At 41.8% G+C, this 15,328-nt stretch carries 14 protein-coding genes; 2 read left to right on the forward strand and 12 right to left on the reverse strand.

Translation table 11 applies throughout. The features are described from left to right. The first annotated feature begins 207 nt into the window (after window positions 1-207). Both QNM18_RS08575 and QNM18_RS08580 read left to right on the forward strand, forming a co-directional pair. A complete protein-coding gene (locus QNM18_RS08575; RefSeq protein ID WP_284136905.1) occupies window positions 208-1,809 on the forward strand; it encodes a trypsin-like serine protease in 1,602 nt (533 codons plus the stop codon). An 85-nt stretch (window positions 1,810-1,894) separates the two neighbouring features. Further along, on the forward strand, window positions 1,895-3,094 hold the full coding sequence (locus QNM18_RS08580; protein WP_284136906.1) for a hypothetical protein: 1,200 nt from the start codon (window positions 1,895-1,897) through the stop codon (window positions 3,092-3,094). Here the strand turns inward: QNM18_RS08580 and QNM18_RS08585 are convergent, their stop codons facing one another. The 12 genes from QNM18_RS08585 to serC all read right to left on the reverse strand — a co-directional run bounded on the left by QNM18_RS08585 (window position 3,095) and on the right by serC (window position 15,238). After that, window positions 3,095-4,666 carry a cryptochrome/photolyase family protein gene (locus QNM18_RS08585; RefSeq protein ID WP_284136907.1) on the reverse strand — a complete coding sequence of 524 codons (1,572 nt, stop codon included), beginning with the start codon at window positions 4,664-4,666 and terminating at the stop codon, window positions 3,095-3,097. A 6-nt stretch (window positions 4,667-4,672) separates the two neighbouring features. Then, window positions 4,673-4,816, reverse strand: a complete 144-nt coding sequence (locus tag QNM18_RS08590) for a DUF2256 domain-containing protein (RefSeq protein WP_211010110.1) — start codon at window positions 4,814-4,816, stop codon at window positions 4,673-4,675. Then, on the reverse strand, window positions 4,816-6,270 hold the full coding sequence (locus QNM18_RS08595) for a cryptochrome/deoxyribodipyrimidine photo-lyase family protein (protein ID WP_284136908.1): 1,455 nt from the start codon (window positions 6,268-6,270) through the stop codon (window positions 4,816-4,818). The genes QNM18_RS08590 and QNM18_RS08595 overlap by 1 nt, the downstream gene beginning before the upstream one ends. After that, window positions 6,260-7,591: a DASH family cryptochrome gene (locus QNM18_RS08600; protein ID WP_284136909.1), complete on the reverse strand. Its 1,332-nt coding sequence runs from the start codon at window positions 7,589-7,591 to the stop codon at window positions 6,260-6,262. The genes QNM18_RS08595 and QNM18_RS08600 overlap by 11 nt, the downstream gene beginning before the upstream one ends. Before the next feature lie 142 nt (window positions 7,592-7,733). Then, window positions 7,734-8,438, reverse strand: coding sequence for an orotidine-5'-phosphate decarboxylase (gene pyrF, locus QNM18_RS08605; RefSeq protein ID WP_211010113.1), 705 nt, complete (start codon window positions 8,436-8,438; stop codon window positions 7,734-7,736). 39 nt (window positions 8,439-8,477) lie between these two features. After that, complete coding sequence (lapB, locus tag QNM18_RS08610; protein WP_211010114.1) at window positions 8,478-9,614, reverse strand: lipopolysaccharide assembly protein LapB; 1,137 nt, start codon at window positions 9,612-9,614, stop codon at window positions 8,478-8,480. Further along, window positions 9,611-9,847: a LapA family protein gene (locus QNM18_RS08615; RefSeq protein WP_349774890.1), complete on the reverse strand. Its 237-nt coding sequence runs from the start codon at window positions 9,845-9,847 to the stop codon at window positions 9,611-9,613. The genes lapB and QNM18_RS08615 overlap by 4 nt, the downstream gene beginning before the upstream one ends. Window positions 9,848-9,894: 47 nt before the next feature. After that, entirely contained in the window at window positions 9,895-10,185 is a 291-nt protein-coding gene (gene ihfB, locus QNM18_RS08620) for an integration host factor subunit beta (protein WP_023401704.1), read from the reverse strand. Between the two features lie 60 nt (window positions 10,186-10,245). Continuing rightward, window positions 10,246-11,913 carry a 30S ribosomal protein S1 gene (gene rpsA, locus QNM18_RS08625; RefSeq protein WP_023401703.1) on the reverse strand — a complete coding sequence of 556 codons (1,668 nt, stop codon included), beginning with the start codon at window positions 11,911-11,913 and terminating at the stop codon, window positions 10,246-10,248. Window positions 11,914-12,008: 95 nt separating this feature from the next. Further along, on the reverse strand, window positions 12,009-12,716 hold the full coding sequence (gene cmk, locus QNM18_RS08630; protein WP_023401702.1) for a (d)CMP kinase: 708 nt from the start codon (window positions 12,714-12,716) through the stop codon (window positions 12,009-12,011). 159 nt (window positions 12,717-12,875) lie between these two features. Continuing rightward, window positions 12,876-14,156: a 3-phosphoshikimate 1-carboxyvinyltransferase gene (gene aroA, locus QNM18_RS08635; RefSeq protein WP_284136911.1), complete on the reverse strand. Its 1,281-nt coding sequence runs from the start codon at window positions 14,154-14,156 to the stop codon at window positions 12,876-12,878. Next, window positions 14,156-15,238 (reverse strand): 3-phosphoserine/phosphohydroxythreonine transaminase, encoded by a 1,083-nt coding sequence (serC, locus tag QNM18_RS08640; protein ID WP_284136912.1) that lies wholly within the window; start codon window positions 15,236-15,238, stop codon window positions 14,156-14,158. Before serC ends, aroA begins: the two co-directional genes overlap by 1 nt. Window positions 15,239-15,328: the final 90 nt, after the last annotated feature.

Genomic DNA, 15,328 nt, shown 5'->3' on the forward strand with positions numbered 1-15,328 from the left:
ACCAAAATTATAGCTAATACCGCAACCCCCTTTGTAAATTTATTGTTACACACAATTGTTTGTAATTAATGCAAATATTAACAATCTGATTTAGAAACAAAGTGGTCAAACCTCTGTTTATTTATCGGGCAAATCTTGAAATCTAGGTGTATCTCAGATTATTCATATATTAGCTCAATTCCGAGCTATTAAAGGAAACGATACATCATGAAAAAGGTTAATTTACTCCTATCAGCGCTCACAATAATGACAGCTAATGCGTATGCTTCACCACCTACAGATGTCCAACCAAACGTGGTTGGTGGCATAGAAACACCAGCCTACTCAAGACCATACCAAGTTGCTCTACTTATGAATGGCCGTCAGGGATGCGGCGGAACACTGATCAGCCCTAATTGGGTATTAACAGCTGCACACTGCCTCGACAGTGCTTCAACTTCGAGCTTAACCGTACGCGTTGGTGCGCATTCAATTAGTCGTGGTGACGGTCAATCTATCAGAGTATCTCAGATTATCAATCACGAACGTTGGCGCGGTGCAAACGGCATACGTTCGGGCTACGACATTGCACTTTTGAAGCTAGACTCTCCTGCCTCGAATCAGTATACCCCTGCAAAACTACCAACTGCCGCCATTGAATCTCAATATGCAAATGTAGGTGACTATGTCACTGTCTCGGGTTGGGGACTTACTTCAAATCGCGGTAGACCAAGCGATGTATTGCGAGAAGCTGAACTGCCGGTAATTAGCAATAGTAGCTGTAGCTCCTTACTAAACTTCTCTATTCCAGGCTCAGTAATTTGTGGTGGTGGCGAGGGTGGTCGCTCAGCCTGTAATGGTGACAGTGGCGGTCCGTATGCCGTGCGCGTAGGTAGTGACTTCTATAGTATTGGCACAGTCAGTTGGGGGATTGCTTGCCAAGGCGCAACCGCTTTTACGCGCACTACAAGCTATGTCGACTGGATCAAACAAAAAACCGGAATTGGTGAAGACAATCCGCCTGTAGCAGACTTCTCATACACAGTGAATGGCACTTCTGTTAACTTCACGAGTAAATCAACAGATGACAATGGCATCTCAGGTTTCGATTGGCAATTTGGCCAAGGTAATGCCTCTTCATCGTTAGAAAATCCAAGCTATGATTATAATTCAGAAGGTAGTTTTAACGTTACTTTGACAGTAACTGATACCAAAGGCCAGACTGACAGTATTTCAAAGCTTGTTACTATCGGTAAACCGACCGATTGCGCCGCGCAATGGCAAGCAACACAGAATTACTCGCCAGGTGATAAAGTGACATTTAATGGTGTAGTCTATGAAGCGATTTGGTGGTCACAAGGTGCGCAACCTGATCTATATAGCAATGTATGGAAATCCAGTGGTAAATGTGATGGTTCAACAGGCCCGCTTCCTGTTGCTGATTTTACCGTCGTTAAAAATAACCTTACCGTCTCGTTACAAAACCAAAGTACAGGAGCTGTTACGTATTCATGGGACTTCGGTGATGGCGCTATGAGCAGCCTACAATCACCAACACATACTTATGCTGTAAAAGGTCAGTACACGATCACTTTGGTTGCAAAAAATAACAAGGGTGAATCTGCAACATCCAGCAAACTTGTAACAGTTGGAGAGGTTACAGGAGGATGCGGTGGTTTACCAACTTGGTCTCCTGATGCCGTCTACTTAAAAGGTGACCGAGTTGCACACAATAGTGCTGTCTATGAAGCAAATTGGTGGGTACAGGGAGAAAACCCGGCTAACTCAGGTAATTGGGGTCCATGGACATATATCCAACCTTGCAATTAACAAACTGATAGTAAAATGTAAATTTTACTTTTAAAGCCAATCAGTCCCATGTAATCTTGTAGGAAAAATTTGTTATACAGAGAGCATGGGACTTAATCAACAAGACAGAACAGAATTAACCCGGTTAGGAGAAAGGATCCAAAAAACCTTTATCGCAGTACGAGATGCATTGCCCGATCATGCACAAACGATCGGCGGATTTACAAAGTACTTAGATTATAACCGCTCAAATAGCCAACGATTTTTCTCTGCATGTAAAGCGAACAGTGGATTGCAAGTACTCGTTGAGTTACCAGGTATTCACGCCTTAAAACAGCTATTACAAAAACTCTCCCCTATGTTATCCCAGTCACTGATGAGCCAAGTCAATCAAGTTGTTACTTTGTTTGTTCAGTGTATTGAAAATAATGCGAAAAGTCATGCTGACTTAAAACGTCGTATTCTTGCGCCACTGCACCAGATAGATGACAACAACGAAACCACTAACCATAAAGCTCAACTATATAAAGCGGCACAAGCACTTTTAAAATTTAGTGTTGAAGAAATATTTTGCGTCTATATTTTGCGCAAAAATCAGAACGATCCAAGGTATCTACAAGAAGTCGCACTTATTAGTAAATCCGGTATAAACCGACAAGTTGGTGCGGTACCTTTCGTGCAATTTTACACCCACCCTCACCCAGAGCATTTTAAAGGCCCCATTGCAATTACGCGCACTAGCACTTTACAGCCAAACGAATTCACACTTGGCGTCTCTAAAGAATATTCAAGTGCTGGGTTTCTCGAGGCTTTCAGTACTTATTCACCTAGTAATTCTGGGCTGGTATTTGATCCTTTACCTAGCAATAATTGTTACGTCACATTTGTATTTAATAACCCAGACGAAGTAGTCAACCCTTTACATCAAAACAGCCCTTGCAGTTCCACCAGCCTATCGATTAAAAACCCAGCAAAAAAGCTCACAATGCTTGTTTTGCTTGAAAAGCAAATAGATAAATGTAGTACGGTAAACATTGGCTGCTATCACAGCAACCAAAAAGTAGAGGAAGGTAAGCTCAAGGCCAGTGACTTATGGACAGAGCGTTTTCCTGAGTTTCCCGAGCTTAAAATTACATCTTTAGAAGAGCGCTTCGCACACAGCCAATTGCAACCGGCTCAAAAAGACAAGCTGCGCTATTTGCTCGACGTCAGTGGCACCAGAACAGATGACTTTATCTGTTATGCGACAGAAGTAGATTATCCAATTTGGTCAAGTACCTATAGAATATATTTCGAGCATCAGTGATCAGAGCTTGTCCAAGTTGCCTAGAAGACCTGAAGCATGCTGCAGTATTTCAGTTTGTTGTTCAGGTGACTTTTTGCGCCACGTTGCATAAACCATTCGATTGCGAGGATTAGCAGAAAACTGCTGCTCATGTTCGTGCATAAAATGCCAATAGAGTGAGTTAAGTGGACAAGCATTGTGCCCTGTTATAGATTTAATCTCGTAGTGGCAACTGGAGCAGTAATCGCTCATTTTGTTGATATAGTTACCACTTGCCGCATATGCTTTGGAGCCCACAATACCACCATCAGCAAACTGGCTCATACCACGAGTGTTTGGCATTTCTACCCATTCAATCGCATCAATATATATACCCAAATACCATGCATCAACTTGAGATGGTTCAATACCTGCAATCAAACAAAAATTACCTGTCACCATTAAACGTTGAATATGATGCGCATAGGCATAATCGAGGGATTGTTTAACAGCATGTTTTTGACAATTCATTTTGGTTTCTCCATGCCAAAACCAAACTGGCAAGTCTCGCTTTGCTGCAAGCGTATTTAATTGTCCATATCGCGGCATATTGAGCCAATAAATACCGCGTACAAACTCTCTCCAGCCAACTATTTGCCTAATAAAACCTTCTACTTGTGCAATATCTATTTCATCTTCATGTTGATGAAAATAAGCTATGACTGTATCTACAACAAATTTTGGGCTGATAATTTTACTATTCATTGCAAATGACAATCTCGAGTGGTACAAACTCCATTGTTTTTTCACATACATATCATCTGCTTTACACGTCATAGCATCTTGAAAAAAGCCAAATTTACTGAGTTGCGTTTCACAAAAAGAAAATAGAAGCGCCTTAGCTTGCTGCCTGGTTATGGGCCACAGACATTTTGATTCGTAGGTTCCAAAGGTGCTTATCTGATGTTTTTTTACTCTTGAAAATATATCACTCACATCATTTGCAAACACCAAAGGCTCTGGGATATGAGATAAATCTTTTTGTTTTAGTTTATTACGGTTACTAGTGTCGAAATTCCACTCTCCTCCCGCAGGTTGTCCATTATTCATAAGGATATTAAACCTAACCCGCATTTTTCGATAAAAAGCTTCCAACCGGTGCTTCTTTCCAGCGCTGAAATAGGTCGTTAATTCACTATCGGATAAATAAAAGTGCTCTGTTTCATATCCTCGGGTACTCAATTTACAGTACGCGCAAAAGTCACTCAGCTGTGTGCGGAGCCGATACTCATCGGGCAGCTGATATTCAAAAGTCTCTATCGCGTATTTTTCAAACAGTGCACCTAATAACGCTGGTAAATCCTCATGAGGCAGAGTGTCATCTAGCGTTAAATGAACAACATGATGGCCCGCTTTTTTAAGCGCATGCGAGAACTCCTGCATTGCGGCAAAAAATGCACAGACTTTCTGAACATGGTGTTTCACATAACTTGTCTCTTGGTGCAACTCTGCTATCACGTACAACGTACTGTCATTTATAGTCTTGTACCATGAATGACTGGCGTTGAGTTGATCGCCCAATATAAGTCGAAGCGTTTGATAGGTTTTAGCCATAATTTATTAACTCTCTTTAACGCGGTTCAACGCACAGCGTTTCGAACAGTACTTTACATTAGACCAATCCCTTGCCCACTTTTTCCGCCAGTAAAATGAACGCATGCACACAGGGCAAATTTTCGAAGGTAAGTTCAGTTTCTTGTGCATTACCTTTCCCTTACATGCGTCGCCAAAATACGTTTCGACTCCATTGTGACGTCTTCTCGTTTTTTCCAGTGCCATAACAAGGCTTGTGCTTTGGTATAACTTTCTTTTAAATTTATAATCGGCGACGGATAATCAGAACCAATCTCAATGCCATACATCAATTGCTCCATTTCCGATAAGTCCCAAGGAGAGTGCACCAAAGGAGCTGGAATATTGGACAGTTCCGGTACCCATTTTTTGACAAATATGCCCTCGGGATCTTTCTCTTGGCCCTGTTTAACTGGATTGTAGATCCGTATGGTATTTATCCCTGTGACGCCAGCTTGCATTTGAAACTGGCTGTAGTGGATCCCGGGTTCAAAATCTAAAAATAATTTGGCTAAATGCGCAACTCCCGCTCGCCAATCTAGCTCTAAGTGGTGGCATAAAAAACTCACCAACATGGCTCGCATTCTAAAGTTTAAGTATCCTGTTTTGATTAAGCTTCGCATGCAAGCATCAACCATAGGTATACCGGTATGCCCAGTTTCCCAAGCCCGAAGCCTCACGGTGAATTGATCACCTGCAATCCTTGGCATGCCCTCAAAGGCGCGGTTAACACACCTAAACTCCATCTCGCACTCGCTCTCAAATTTCTGAATGAAATGACAGTGCCAATGTAGCCTCGATGTAAAAGCGACGAGTGAGCGCCGCCATTGTGGCTTCTTCCAATTAGCCAAAACCGATTGGTATACCTGTTTCAAGCTCACATTCCCCCAGGCCAGATGAGCCGATAGCCTAGAACAGTGTTTCTGCGACTTTTCAGGGCTCGACAAAGAAAAAGCATACTCCTTCCCCCGATAGTCAAAAAAAGAGTCGATCACATACCAAGCTTGAGTTTCTCCACCTTTTTGAAAATCAGCTGCATCTTCTTCATATTTAAAGCGTGCTAAATCAACATGTCTGTTGAAATGGTTACCTCCTGAAAACCAATTAACCTGATTGCAATCGACGTCGTATAGCTGGCCGCGCATCACTTGTTGCCAATGTTTGTCCCAGTAAGTTCGCATTGTAAGACCCCGGACCACCGCCCCTTGAGGAAACTCTAACCAAGTAATATCACATTCATCGCACCACTGAGAGACCTGCTTATCTCTATCAAATGTTAAACCAAGTCCAATCTCTTGATGGGAATATAAGCCATCAATACCCACCTGTTGGTTGATCTGCTCTAGCACGTCTAGGATTTCTCCGTAGGCACAATACAAACTTCCAGAAGGGATATTTTGTGCGATGTCTTCTAGCGACTGTGTAATAAACCTAAGGTGGCGGCGTGATGTATGCTTATCTTTTACTACATTAGGTTCAAAGCAGTAAAAAAGTAAAACTGGACTACCCGATTGAGTAGCTTTGTGCAATGCAGCATGATCCTTGAGTCGCAGATCTCTCTTTAACCACACTAGACTAACGCCCATTGTCGGTTCTCATTACTGGCCAATCGACCATATCTACATCTACCAGACTTGGTTCTGATCCGCAGAGCCATTTCTTTTGAAAAGATCCATCAGGATCATACATTTGAGTTTGTTTTTCGATATTGAAATGCCGACCACCTCTGGGGTCATCGCCAACACCTGCAATGTACTGCCAGTTCCCCCAATTTGAAGCAACATCATAGTCAATCAGTTGCTGTTGGAAATACGCTGCACCATAACGCCAATCTACTTGAAGCTCGTTGACCAAACAGCTAGCAACTATTTGCCTACCTCGATTAGACATGAATCCTGTCTCATTTAACTCCTTCATAAAAGCATTCACGAGTGGGTACTGAGTTGTACCGCAACACCAGCTTTTAAATCGCTGAGGGTAATAACTTGTCAAGGGGCGAACACCCTGCGCGCCTGAAAACTTGAACAACATTGGACCTTTTAACATGGCTTTATGATGGAAGAAATCTCTCCACATCAACTCAAATCGTATCCATTGGGTTGACTCATTTGTTCCATTCTCTTTTTCATACTGCATTAAATGGTTAATTATTTGCCTTGGTGACAAGTTGCCAACACACAGGTAAGGGCTAAATTTAGTTGAACTGTATTTTCCATCTAATGCATTTCGAGTCAGCTTATATGTGGAAGCCGCTGGTTTTGAAAAGTATTCCTCAAGGTGATTTTGAGCTGCTCGTTCTCCTCCTATAAATTGGTGATGACCTATTGAGTATTGACTTTCCAGTTGATAGTTTTTTGAATTAAAAACTTTTAAATTTAAGGGTAATGGTAACGTATCCGAAAAAACATCTTCTGTTGGCTCAGTGGTAGCTAATTTGTCCACCTTTTTCCTAAATTTTGAAAAAGAGCCACTCAAATCTTGGTCATTCAACTGCTGAGGACCAAACAACAAGTTGTTGTGCTGATGTATAAAACGTACACACCCATTATCAGATTTTATATCACTCAGTAATGCTTGCTCATAATACCCTGCTCCTGCATGACAGCCCACTATGTCTATATCTGTCTGTTCGATTACTTGATTTAATACATCCCTTGAATTTCCTTGAAACACATGTAACTCATACCCCAATTGTTGCAGCTGCTCAGCTATATCAATTAGGCTGTCGTTTATAAACTGCTCCCGCTTTGGACCAAGGTGAACATGACTATAGTTGGTCGGCATAAAGAGCGCTTGGTCAAACACATAAATAAAAAGGATGTTTTTACACGCGTAAAGGGTTGAGTTTAAGGTAAGATTATCTTGAAGCCTTAGATCATCGGTAAACCAATATAGTGCATTGCTCATGACGCGTTAGTACCCTGCCCGTAAAATCAATATTTGACAGAGATATACGTATCAACAAAGAGATTAGATTTAAATATCCGGAAGAGTTTATGAGGAAAAGGGTTAAGGCTGGAATTAGCCTTAACCAAAAATCTGATTTTGTTTAAGCAATACTCTGGTTAATCTCTCGAAGCGCCTGAGCAGGATCTTCTGCTTTGGTAATTGGTCTGCCAATAACCAAATAATCACTGCCAGCTGCGATTGCTTTTGCAGGTGTCATAATACGCTTTTGATCACCTGCATCACTACCTGCTGGTCTAATACCGGGAGTGATCAACTTAAACTCGCTACCTAGCTCAGCCTTGAGAGATTCAGCTTCTTGAGCAGAACAAACAACGCCATCTAATCCCGACTCTTTAGCAAGTTTTGCAAGGTAGAGCACTTGCTCTTGCGGTGTTTTATCAATTCCTAACTTATCAAGCTGAGCTTGATCCATACTGGTCAGCACGGTTACGGCGATAAGTAATGGCGCTTTTTCACCATATTTGCTTAAAGCTTCTTTCGCTTTACTCATCATTTCAGTGCCACCGCTTGCATGCACGTTAACCATCCATACGCCCAACTCTGCAGCCGCAGTCACGGCCTTTGCAACCGTATTCGGAATGTCGTGGAACTTCAGGTCTAGAAATACGTCAAATCCAAGGTCTACCAGCTTTTTAACAAACTGAGGTCCAAAATAAGTAAACATCTCTTTACCTACTTTTAGTCTACACTCGTTTGGAGAAAGCTGAGACACAAACGCTAACGCCGCATTTTCGTCATCGTAATCCAATGCAATTAGCACTTTTTTTAGTTCAATATTTGACATAATTACCTTAATTTTCTTTTAAAAGAATCACATACAATATTAATATCCATCTAATCCCCGACTTGGTACAACTGACTCCCAAGTCTTACAAGATGGGCATAACCAGTATAGCTTATGGCTCGTAAAGCCACATTTATTGCACTGATAGTCAGGTTTTGTGGATATATAAGATGTCACTAGATGATCTATCTCTTCTAGCACATCTTGGATCTTTACATTTTTGGTACTCAATAACTGTAATAGATAACTAAAGCCTCTAATTGAAGGCTCTCTTTTTAAACTATCAGTTAAAAACTCTATCGCTTCAGCTACTCTTCCAGATTCTACTAACCCCTGACAGTGTTTTATTTTTATCGTTACACCAGCGTTAGGTAATAGCTCTTCAATCAACCCATAAAAGTCATCTGAAATATTTAAAGATGCATAGCAAGATTGAAGGTCATGAACAACAAGAGGGGCAATTTGAGGAAACTCAGAAGTTAACTTTCGCCAATAGTAAATGGCTTTAACATTGTCTTGGCGCTCATGCGCGTCTAAACCAAGCTCATAAAGTGGCCTGATCGCCTGATGGTTAAGCTTGGTTGCCCTCTCCAAATATTGAGTATCACTGGACTCAAGGGCAACTTCACAATAGAAGTTTGCTATCGCTGCACAGCTTGCTTTATCGCTAAAAAGTTCTGAATACGCCTCATACATATTCACCCCTTTTTGCCAATCCCGTGTTTGTGAGTACAGCTGAATCATGGGTTCCAATGCATCTTCAAAACCAGCTTTAACCAAAACAACTAAATTTGATTCAGCCCCATCTAACAAACCTGCCATTATATAATCTTTTGCAAGTTCAAGCCGACATGACTTTACCAACTCAATGTCTAAATTGGGCTGTTCTATAAGAAGTTCATGGATTTTAATTGCTCTATCCAATTCGCCGCGTTTTCTAAACAGCGTGGCCAAAGTGAGGTAGTGCTCTACGGAGTCTGCGGATACTTCTAATAATTTAATTAAATGCTCAAGACCCTGATCTTCTTCTCTATCAAGTAAGAATTTCAGGCCTTTACTGTATTCAGATGTGATTTTTCTATTTTGCTCATGTGCCAAATTTTTAGCACTGTTCTTTCCCATTACATAACCATAAGCAGCGGCAACAGGAAGCAGCAAGAACAAAAGCTCGATCATGGGTGGCTTTGATCTTTATTCAATAATAAGTTATTTGTTTTATGTAACTGACTATTCTTTCGTTTTAACCTTACTATTGAGCCCAAGTTAAACAAAACACCAAGAATTATACCTGTAAATAGACATAAACTCAGTAGTGTCGCTAACGGCATTTCGGCACTTGCAACGATAAAGTTTACTTCAACAACATTCGGATTTTGTGTGCCTACTACAAACGCCACTAAAAGCAACACCAAAAGTAGTCCCTTTTTTACAACTCGAACCAAACTAGGTACTCCAATTACCCTTCGAGACTGGCGTTAACGCGATCTCTTAATTCTTTACCAGGTTTAAAATGTGGCACATACTTACCATCTAGTTCAACCGTTTCGCCTGTTTTAGGGTTACGACCAGTTCTAGGTGAGCGATAGTGCAGAGAGAAACTGCCAAAGCCACGGATTTCAATTCTATCAGAACCAGATAGTGAACCCGCCATTTGTTCTAAAACTTCTTTTACTGCATTTTCTACGTCTTTTACAGGAACATGTGCATGCTGTTCAGCAAGTTTTTCTATTAATTCAGACTTTGTCATAACGTTTCCTTTAAATAAAAAAAGAAGGGCTAAAGTGCCCTTCTTGATTAGACTTAAAAATTAGTCTTTTTGAGCATTTTTGAAAGCTGCTGCCATTGCATTTTCGAATGCAGGCTCTTCTTTCTTCAGCTTCTCTAGCGCTTCTTTCTCTTCAGCTTCGAAGATAGCTTTAACTGATAGGCTGATCGCACGGTTCTTACGGTCAACACCTACAAATTTAGCTTCAATTTCGTCACCTGCAGAAACAACAGAAGTTGCATCTTCAACGCGCTCTTGAGCGATGTCAGCTACACGGATGTAACCTTCAACACCTTCAATAAGCTCTACAGTTGCGCCTTTCGCGTCAACTTCAGTCACTTTACCTTTAACAATAGCACCTTTTTTGTTTGCGTCTAGGTAGTTATTGAAAGGATCTGCTTCGATTTGCTTAACGCCTAGTGAGATACGCTCACGCTCTGGGTCAACTTGAAGAACGATTGCAGTGATCTCGTCGCCTTTCTTGTACTCACGTACAGCTTCTTCGCCTGGAGTGTTCCAAGAGATGTCAGAAAGGTGTACAAGACCGTCGATGCCGCCGTCAAGACCGATGAAGATACCGAAGTCAGTGATTGACTTGATCTTACCAGTAACTTGGTCGCCTTTGTTCTGTAGACGAGCAAATTCCTGCCAAGGGTTAGCTTTACACTGCTTAAGACCAAGAGAAATACGACGACGCTCTTCGTCAATTTCAAGAACCATTACTTCAACAGTATCACCTAGTGAAACAACTTTTGAAGGGTGGATGTTCTTGTTAGTCCAGTCCATTTCAGAAACGTGTACTAGACCTTCAACGCCTTCTTCGATCTCAACGAAACAACCGTAATCAGTTAGGTTAGTTACGCGACCAGTAAGCTTAGCGCCTTCTGGGTAACGACCAGCGATTGCTGCCCAAGGATCTTCGCCAAGTTGCTTAAGACCTAGAGAAACACGAGTCTTCTCTTTGTCGAATTTAAGTACTTTAACAGCGATTTCGTCACCAACATTTACGATCTCAGATGGGTGCTTAACACGCTTCCAAGCCATATCAGTGATGTGAAGTAGACCGTCAACACCGCCTAGATCTACGAATGCACCGTAGTCAGTAAGGTTTTTAACGATACCTTTAACTTCTTGACCTTCAACAAGGTTAGCAAGAAGTTCTTCACGCTCTTGTGAGTTCTCAGATTCGATAACTGCACGGCGAGAAACAACAACGTTGTTACGCTTCTGGTCAAGCTTGATCACTTTGAATTCAAGCTCTTTACCTTCAAGGTGAGCAGTGTCACGTACAGGACGAACATCAACAAGTGAACCAGGTAGGAAAGCACGGATTGAATCAACTTCAACAGTGAAACCACCTTTAACTTTACCGTTGATAACACCGATAACAGTCTCTTGGTCTTCACATGCTTTCTCAAGACGGATCCAAGCTTCGTGACGCTTCGCTTTCTCACGAGAAAGGATAGTTTCACCGAAACCGTCTTCGATTGCGTCTAGTGCTACGTCTACTTCGTCGCCAACAGCAACTTCTAGTTCACCAGCAGCATTTTTGAATTGCTCTGCAGGGATTGCACTTTCAGACTTAAGGCCAGCATCAACAAGAACGATGTTGTTCTCGATTGAAATAACAGTACCTTTAACGATAGAGCCTTGCTCTGCTTCAAAACCCTTTAGGCTTTCTTCAAATAACTGCGCAAAATTTTCTGACATACTAAATACGTCTCATATATAAATGTACCAATAAGCAACCATGCCGCATGGGGTAGTTAAAAAAACACCAGCAGCCCTGCCAGTGCTATGAAAAATTAGCTAACTTTTGGAAGTTTACCTGCCAAGACAGCTTCATCAACAAGTTTAAGCACTTGCTGGTACACTTGGTCAGCATCTAAAGTCGTGGTATCAATATGAATAGCATCGTCAGCTGGCACTAGCGGCGCCACCTTTCTATTCATATCTCGCTCATCACGCGCTTTAATATCTTCTAAAAGGCCCTCAATTGTAACATCAAGGCCCTTTTCCTTCAACTCATTAAAGCGTCTCTTAGCTCGCTCTTCGGCACTCGCTGTAAGATAGATTTTTAATTCAGCTGATGGAAAAACAACAGTACCCATATCTCTGCCGTCCGCGATAAGGCCGTTTTCTGTTCTGAACGCACGCTGCCTGCGAAGGAGCGCTTCCCTAACGCGTGGAAGCATTGCTATTTTGGACGCTGTGGCACCTACTTCTTCGTTTCGAATAGTGTTCGTTACATCTTCACCTTCTAGTACGATTTTAGACTTCTTTGACGCACTATCAATCACAAATTGGACATCAAGATTCGCAGCCAGAGGCACAAGCGCTTCTTCATTATCCAGAGCAATTTGGTGATGTAACACTGCAATAGATAACACGCGATATATTGCGCCACTATCTAATACATCCCAATTTAGTTTCTCAGCCAACAAGCGACAAACAGTCCCTTTGCCAGAACCGCTTGGGCCGTCTACGGTGATTACGGGCATTGCAGCCTGCATTAAAACCTCCTGAAATGCACACCTTATATAAATCGGCGCCCATTATACGCAAGTTTGCTGAATAGATCCTTATCAACATGTAACTTTTTGTTCTATTGTCGAATTTGTATCTTTTATAGGTATGAGAGCGTGTAAGAAACACGCTCTTTTTACAGAAAATTAATGATGTGAAATTGATGCCAATACGTCAAAGTACGTCGGGAAAGTTTTGGCAGTACACCCAGGGTCATTGATGGTGACAGGCTGCCCACCTACAGACACCATTGAAAAGCACATTGCGATCCGGTGATCATTATAAGTGTCGATCTCTGCAAGTTTAAACTCTTCTGGTGGCGTAATTTCAATAAAGTCCTCACCTTCAACAACTTCAGCGCCAACTTTACGGAGTTCTGTCGCCATGGCATATAACCGGTCCGTTTCTTTAACTCGCCAGTTGTAAATATTGCGAATAGCTGTTTTACCTTCTGCAAATAATGCCACTGTTGCAAGTGTCATAGCCGCATCCGGGATCGCATTTGCATCAATATCCACCCCCATTAACTGGCCTTTTTTGACAATAAGCTTCTCGTCAAACCACTCAATTTTCGCACCCACTTGTTCCATTACTTTTGCAAAGCCAATATCACCTTGAACGCTCGATTTACCTACACCATTGATCTCGATTTCACCACCAGCAATAGCAGCAGCCGCAACAAAGTAAGAAGCAGACGACGCATCGCCTTCAACCATTATACTTTTAGGCGATGTATAACCCTGTTGCCCTTTGACATAGAATACTTGGTAGTTATCGTGTTCAACGACGACACCGAACTGCCTCATAACACCTAACGTAATATCAATATAAGGCTTGGAGACCAACTCTCCAGAGATTTTAATCTCACTGTCTCCATCAAATATCGGCGCTGCCATCAACAATGCAGTTAAAAACTGACTTGAGATACTTCCGTCAATTTCAACTGTTCCACCTTGCAGCTTTTTGCCTACAATATCTAATGGAGGGTAGTGTTCATTTTTAAGATAAGTAACATCTGCCCCGAGTGCATCCAAAGCATCAACAAGGTGACCAATTGGGCGCTCTTCCATTCTCGGCTCACCCGTAAGCGTGAACTTACCTTGTGTCGCGGCCAAAACAGCTGTTAATGGTCGAAATGCAGTGCCAGCGTTACCTAAAAACAAAGGTTCAGATGGCGTTTTAAACTGTCCGCCATTACCGTGCACCAGTGCAACCGTTTTGTCGTCGTTTAGTTCAACTTTAACACCCATAACGTCAAGTGCAGCGAGCATATGACGAATATCATCGCTATCAAGTAAATTGCGCACTTCAGTGACGCCGTCACACAATGCAGCGAGCAATAAAATACGGTTCGATAAACTTTTTGAGCCCGGTAATGTAACTGAACCTGACACTTTTTTAATTGGTTTTAAAGGTAACTGTTCCATCAACTATGCTCCTTGGCGAACTTTTTCATAAATGCGATAAGTGCTTCGATACCTTCTTTTGGCATCGCATTGTAGATGCTAGCACGCATACCACCAACAAACCGGTGGCCTTCAAGTGCCATTAAACCGTGCTCTTCGGCTTGCTGCAGGAAGGTGTCATTTAAGGCATCATCTTTTAACCAAAATGGGACGTTCATCAATGAACGACAAGACTCAGCCACTTTGTTGTAGTAAAAGTCAGAGCTATCAATATAGTCGTATAAAAGCGCAGCTTTTTCTTTGTTATGTTTCTCCATCGCTGGCACACCGCCAATTGTCTCTAGATACTTAAATACTTCGGCTGCTAAATACCAAGCATAAGTTGGGGGTGTGTTGTACATGCTATTTTGCTTTGCTTCGATGGCATAATCTAAAATTGCAGGCTTTGGCAGGCCTTCTCTTTCAAGTAACGACTTTCGAATAATTGCGATACTTAAACCTGAAGGACCAATATTCTTTTGCGCGCCAGCATAAATCAAATCAAAATCATCTACGTTGATTTCGCGAGAGAGAATCATTGAAGACATATCGGCAACAATAGGTGCTGTAGGATGCTTAGGTACTTCAAATATTTCTATACCATCAATGGTTTCATTTGGGCAATAATGAATAAATGATGCGTTTTGTGGTAGTGGCCATTCTGACACTGGCAAAATATCAAATTGACCATCTTTGTCGGTGCGAATGTCAACTGATTCTACTTGTGTAAATTTAGCGCCCTCTTTGGTCGCACCCACAGACCAAATGCCATTTTCTACATACACGCCAGGCGCATTATCTAAATGCAGATTCAAAGGCACAGCTGAAAAGTGCCCTCTACCACCACCATGCATGAATAACACTTCAAATTCATCCGAGATATTCATTAACCTTCTCAGGCTCGCTTCACATTCTTCTGCCAGTTTTAAAAATGGCTTTGAACGGTGGCTGATCTCCATAACAGATACGCCCAACCCCTGCCAGTTAATGAACTCAGCTTGCGCTTTCTCCATAACGGCGGGTGGCAACATAGCAGGACCTGCACAAAAGTTATAAACAGTCATATTTTCCTCATTCCAAATAAAACGTGTCGCTCAAATAGCACAAATAAAGTTTGTACAGCGCGACACGGAAATAAAATTTTCAATCTATGA

The sequence above is a fragment of the Pseudoalteromonas obscura genome (assembly GCF_030135505.1).
GTDB lineage: Bacteria > Pseudomonadota > Gammaproteobacteria > Enterobacterales > Alteromonadaceae > Pseudoalteromonas > Pseudoalteromonas obscura.

Bases quoted from the DNA above. Each gene is read 5' to 3' on its own strand.
- QNM18_RS08575 (WP_284136905.1), top strand. From the start codon at position 208: ATGAAAAAGGTTAATTTACTCCTATCAGCGCTCACAATAATGACAGCT.
- QNM18_RS08580 (WP_284136906.1), top strand. From the start codon at position 1,895: ATGGGACTTAATCAACAAGACAGAACAGAATTAACCCGGTTAGGAGAA.
- QNM18_RS08585 (WP_284136907.1), bottom strand. From the start codon at position 4,666: ATGGCTAAAACCTATCAAACGCTTCGACTTATATTGGGCGATCAACTC.
- QNM18_RS08590 (WP_211010110.1), bottom strand. From the start codon at position 4,816: ATGCACAAGAAACTGAACTTACCTTCGAAAATTTGCCCTGTGTGCATG.
- QNM18_RS08595 (WP_284136908.1), bottom strand. From the start codon at position 6,270: ATGGGCGTTAGTCTAGTGTGGTTAAAGAGAGATCTGCGACTCAAGGAT.
- QNM18_RS08600 (WP_284136909.1), bottom strand. From the start codon at position 7,591: ATGAGCAATGCACTATATTGGTTTACCGATGATCTAAGGCTTCAAGAT.
- pyrF (WP_211010113.1), bottom strand. From the start codon at position 8,438: ATGTCAAATATTGAACTAAAAAAAGTGCTAATTGCATTGGATTACGAT.
- lapB (WP_211010114.1), bottom strand. From the start codon at position 9,614: ATGATCGAGCTTTTGTTCTTGCTGCTTCCTGTTGCCGCTGCTTATGGT.
- ihfB (WP_023401704.1), bottom strand. From the start codon at position 10,185: ATGACAAAGTCTGAATTAATAGAAAAACTTGCTGAACAGCATGCACAT.
- rpsA (WP_023401703.1), bottom strand. From the start codon at position 11,913: ATGTCAGAAAATTTTGCGCAGTTATTTGAAGAAAGCCTAAAGGGTTTT.
- cmk (WP_023401702.1), bottom strand. From the start codon at position 12,716: ATGCAGGCTGCAATGCCCGTAATCACCGTAGACGGCCCAAGCGGTTCT.
- aroA (WP_284136911.1), bottom strand. From the start codon at position 14,156: ATGGAACAGTTACCTTTAAAACCAATTAAAAAAGTGTCAGGTTCAGTT.
- serC (WP_284136912.1), bottom strand. From the start codon at position 15,238: ATGACTGTTTATAACTTTTGTGCAGGTCCTGCTATGTTGCCACCCGCC.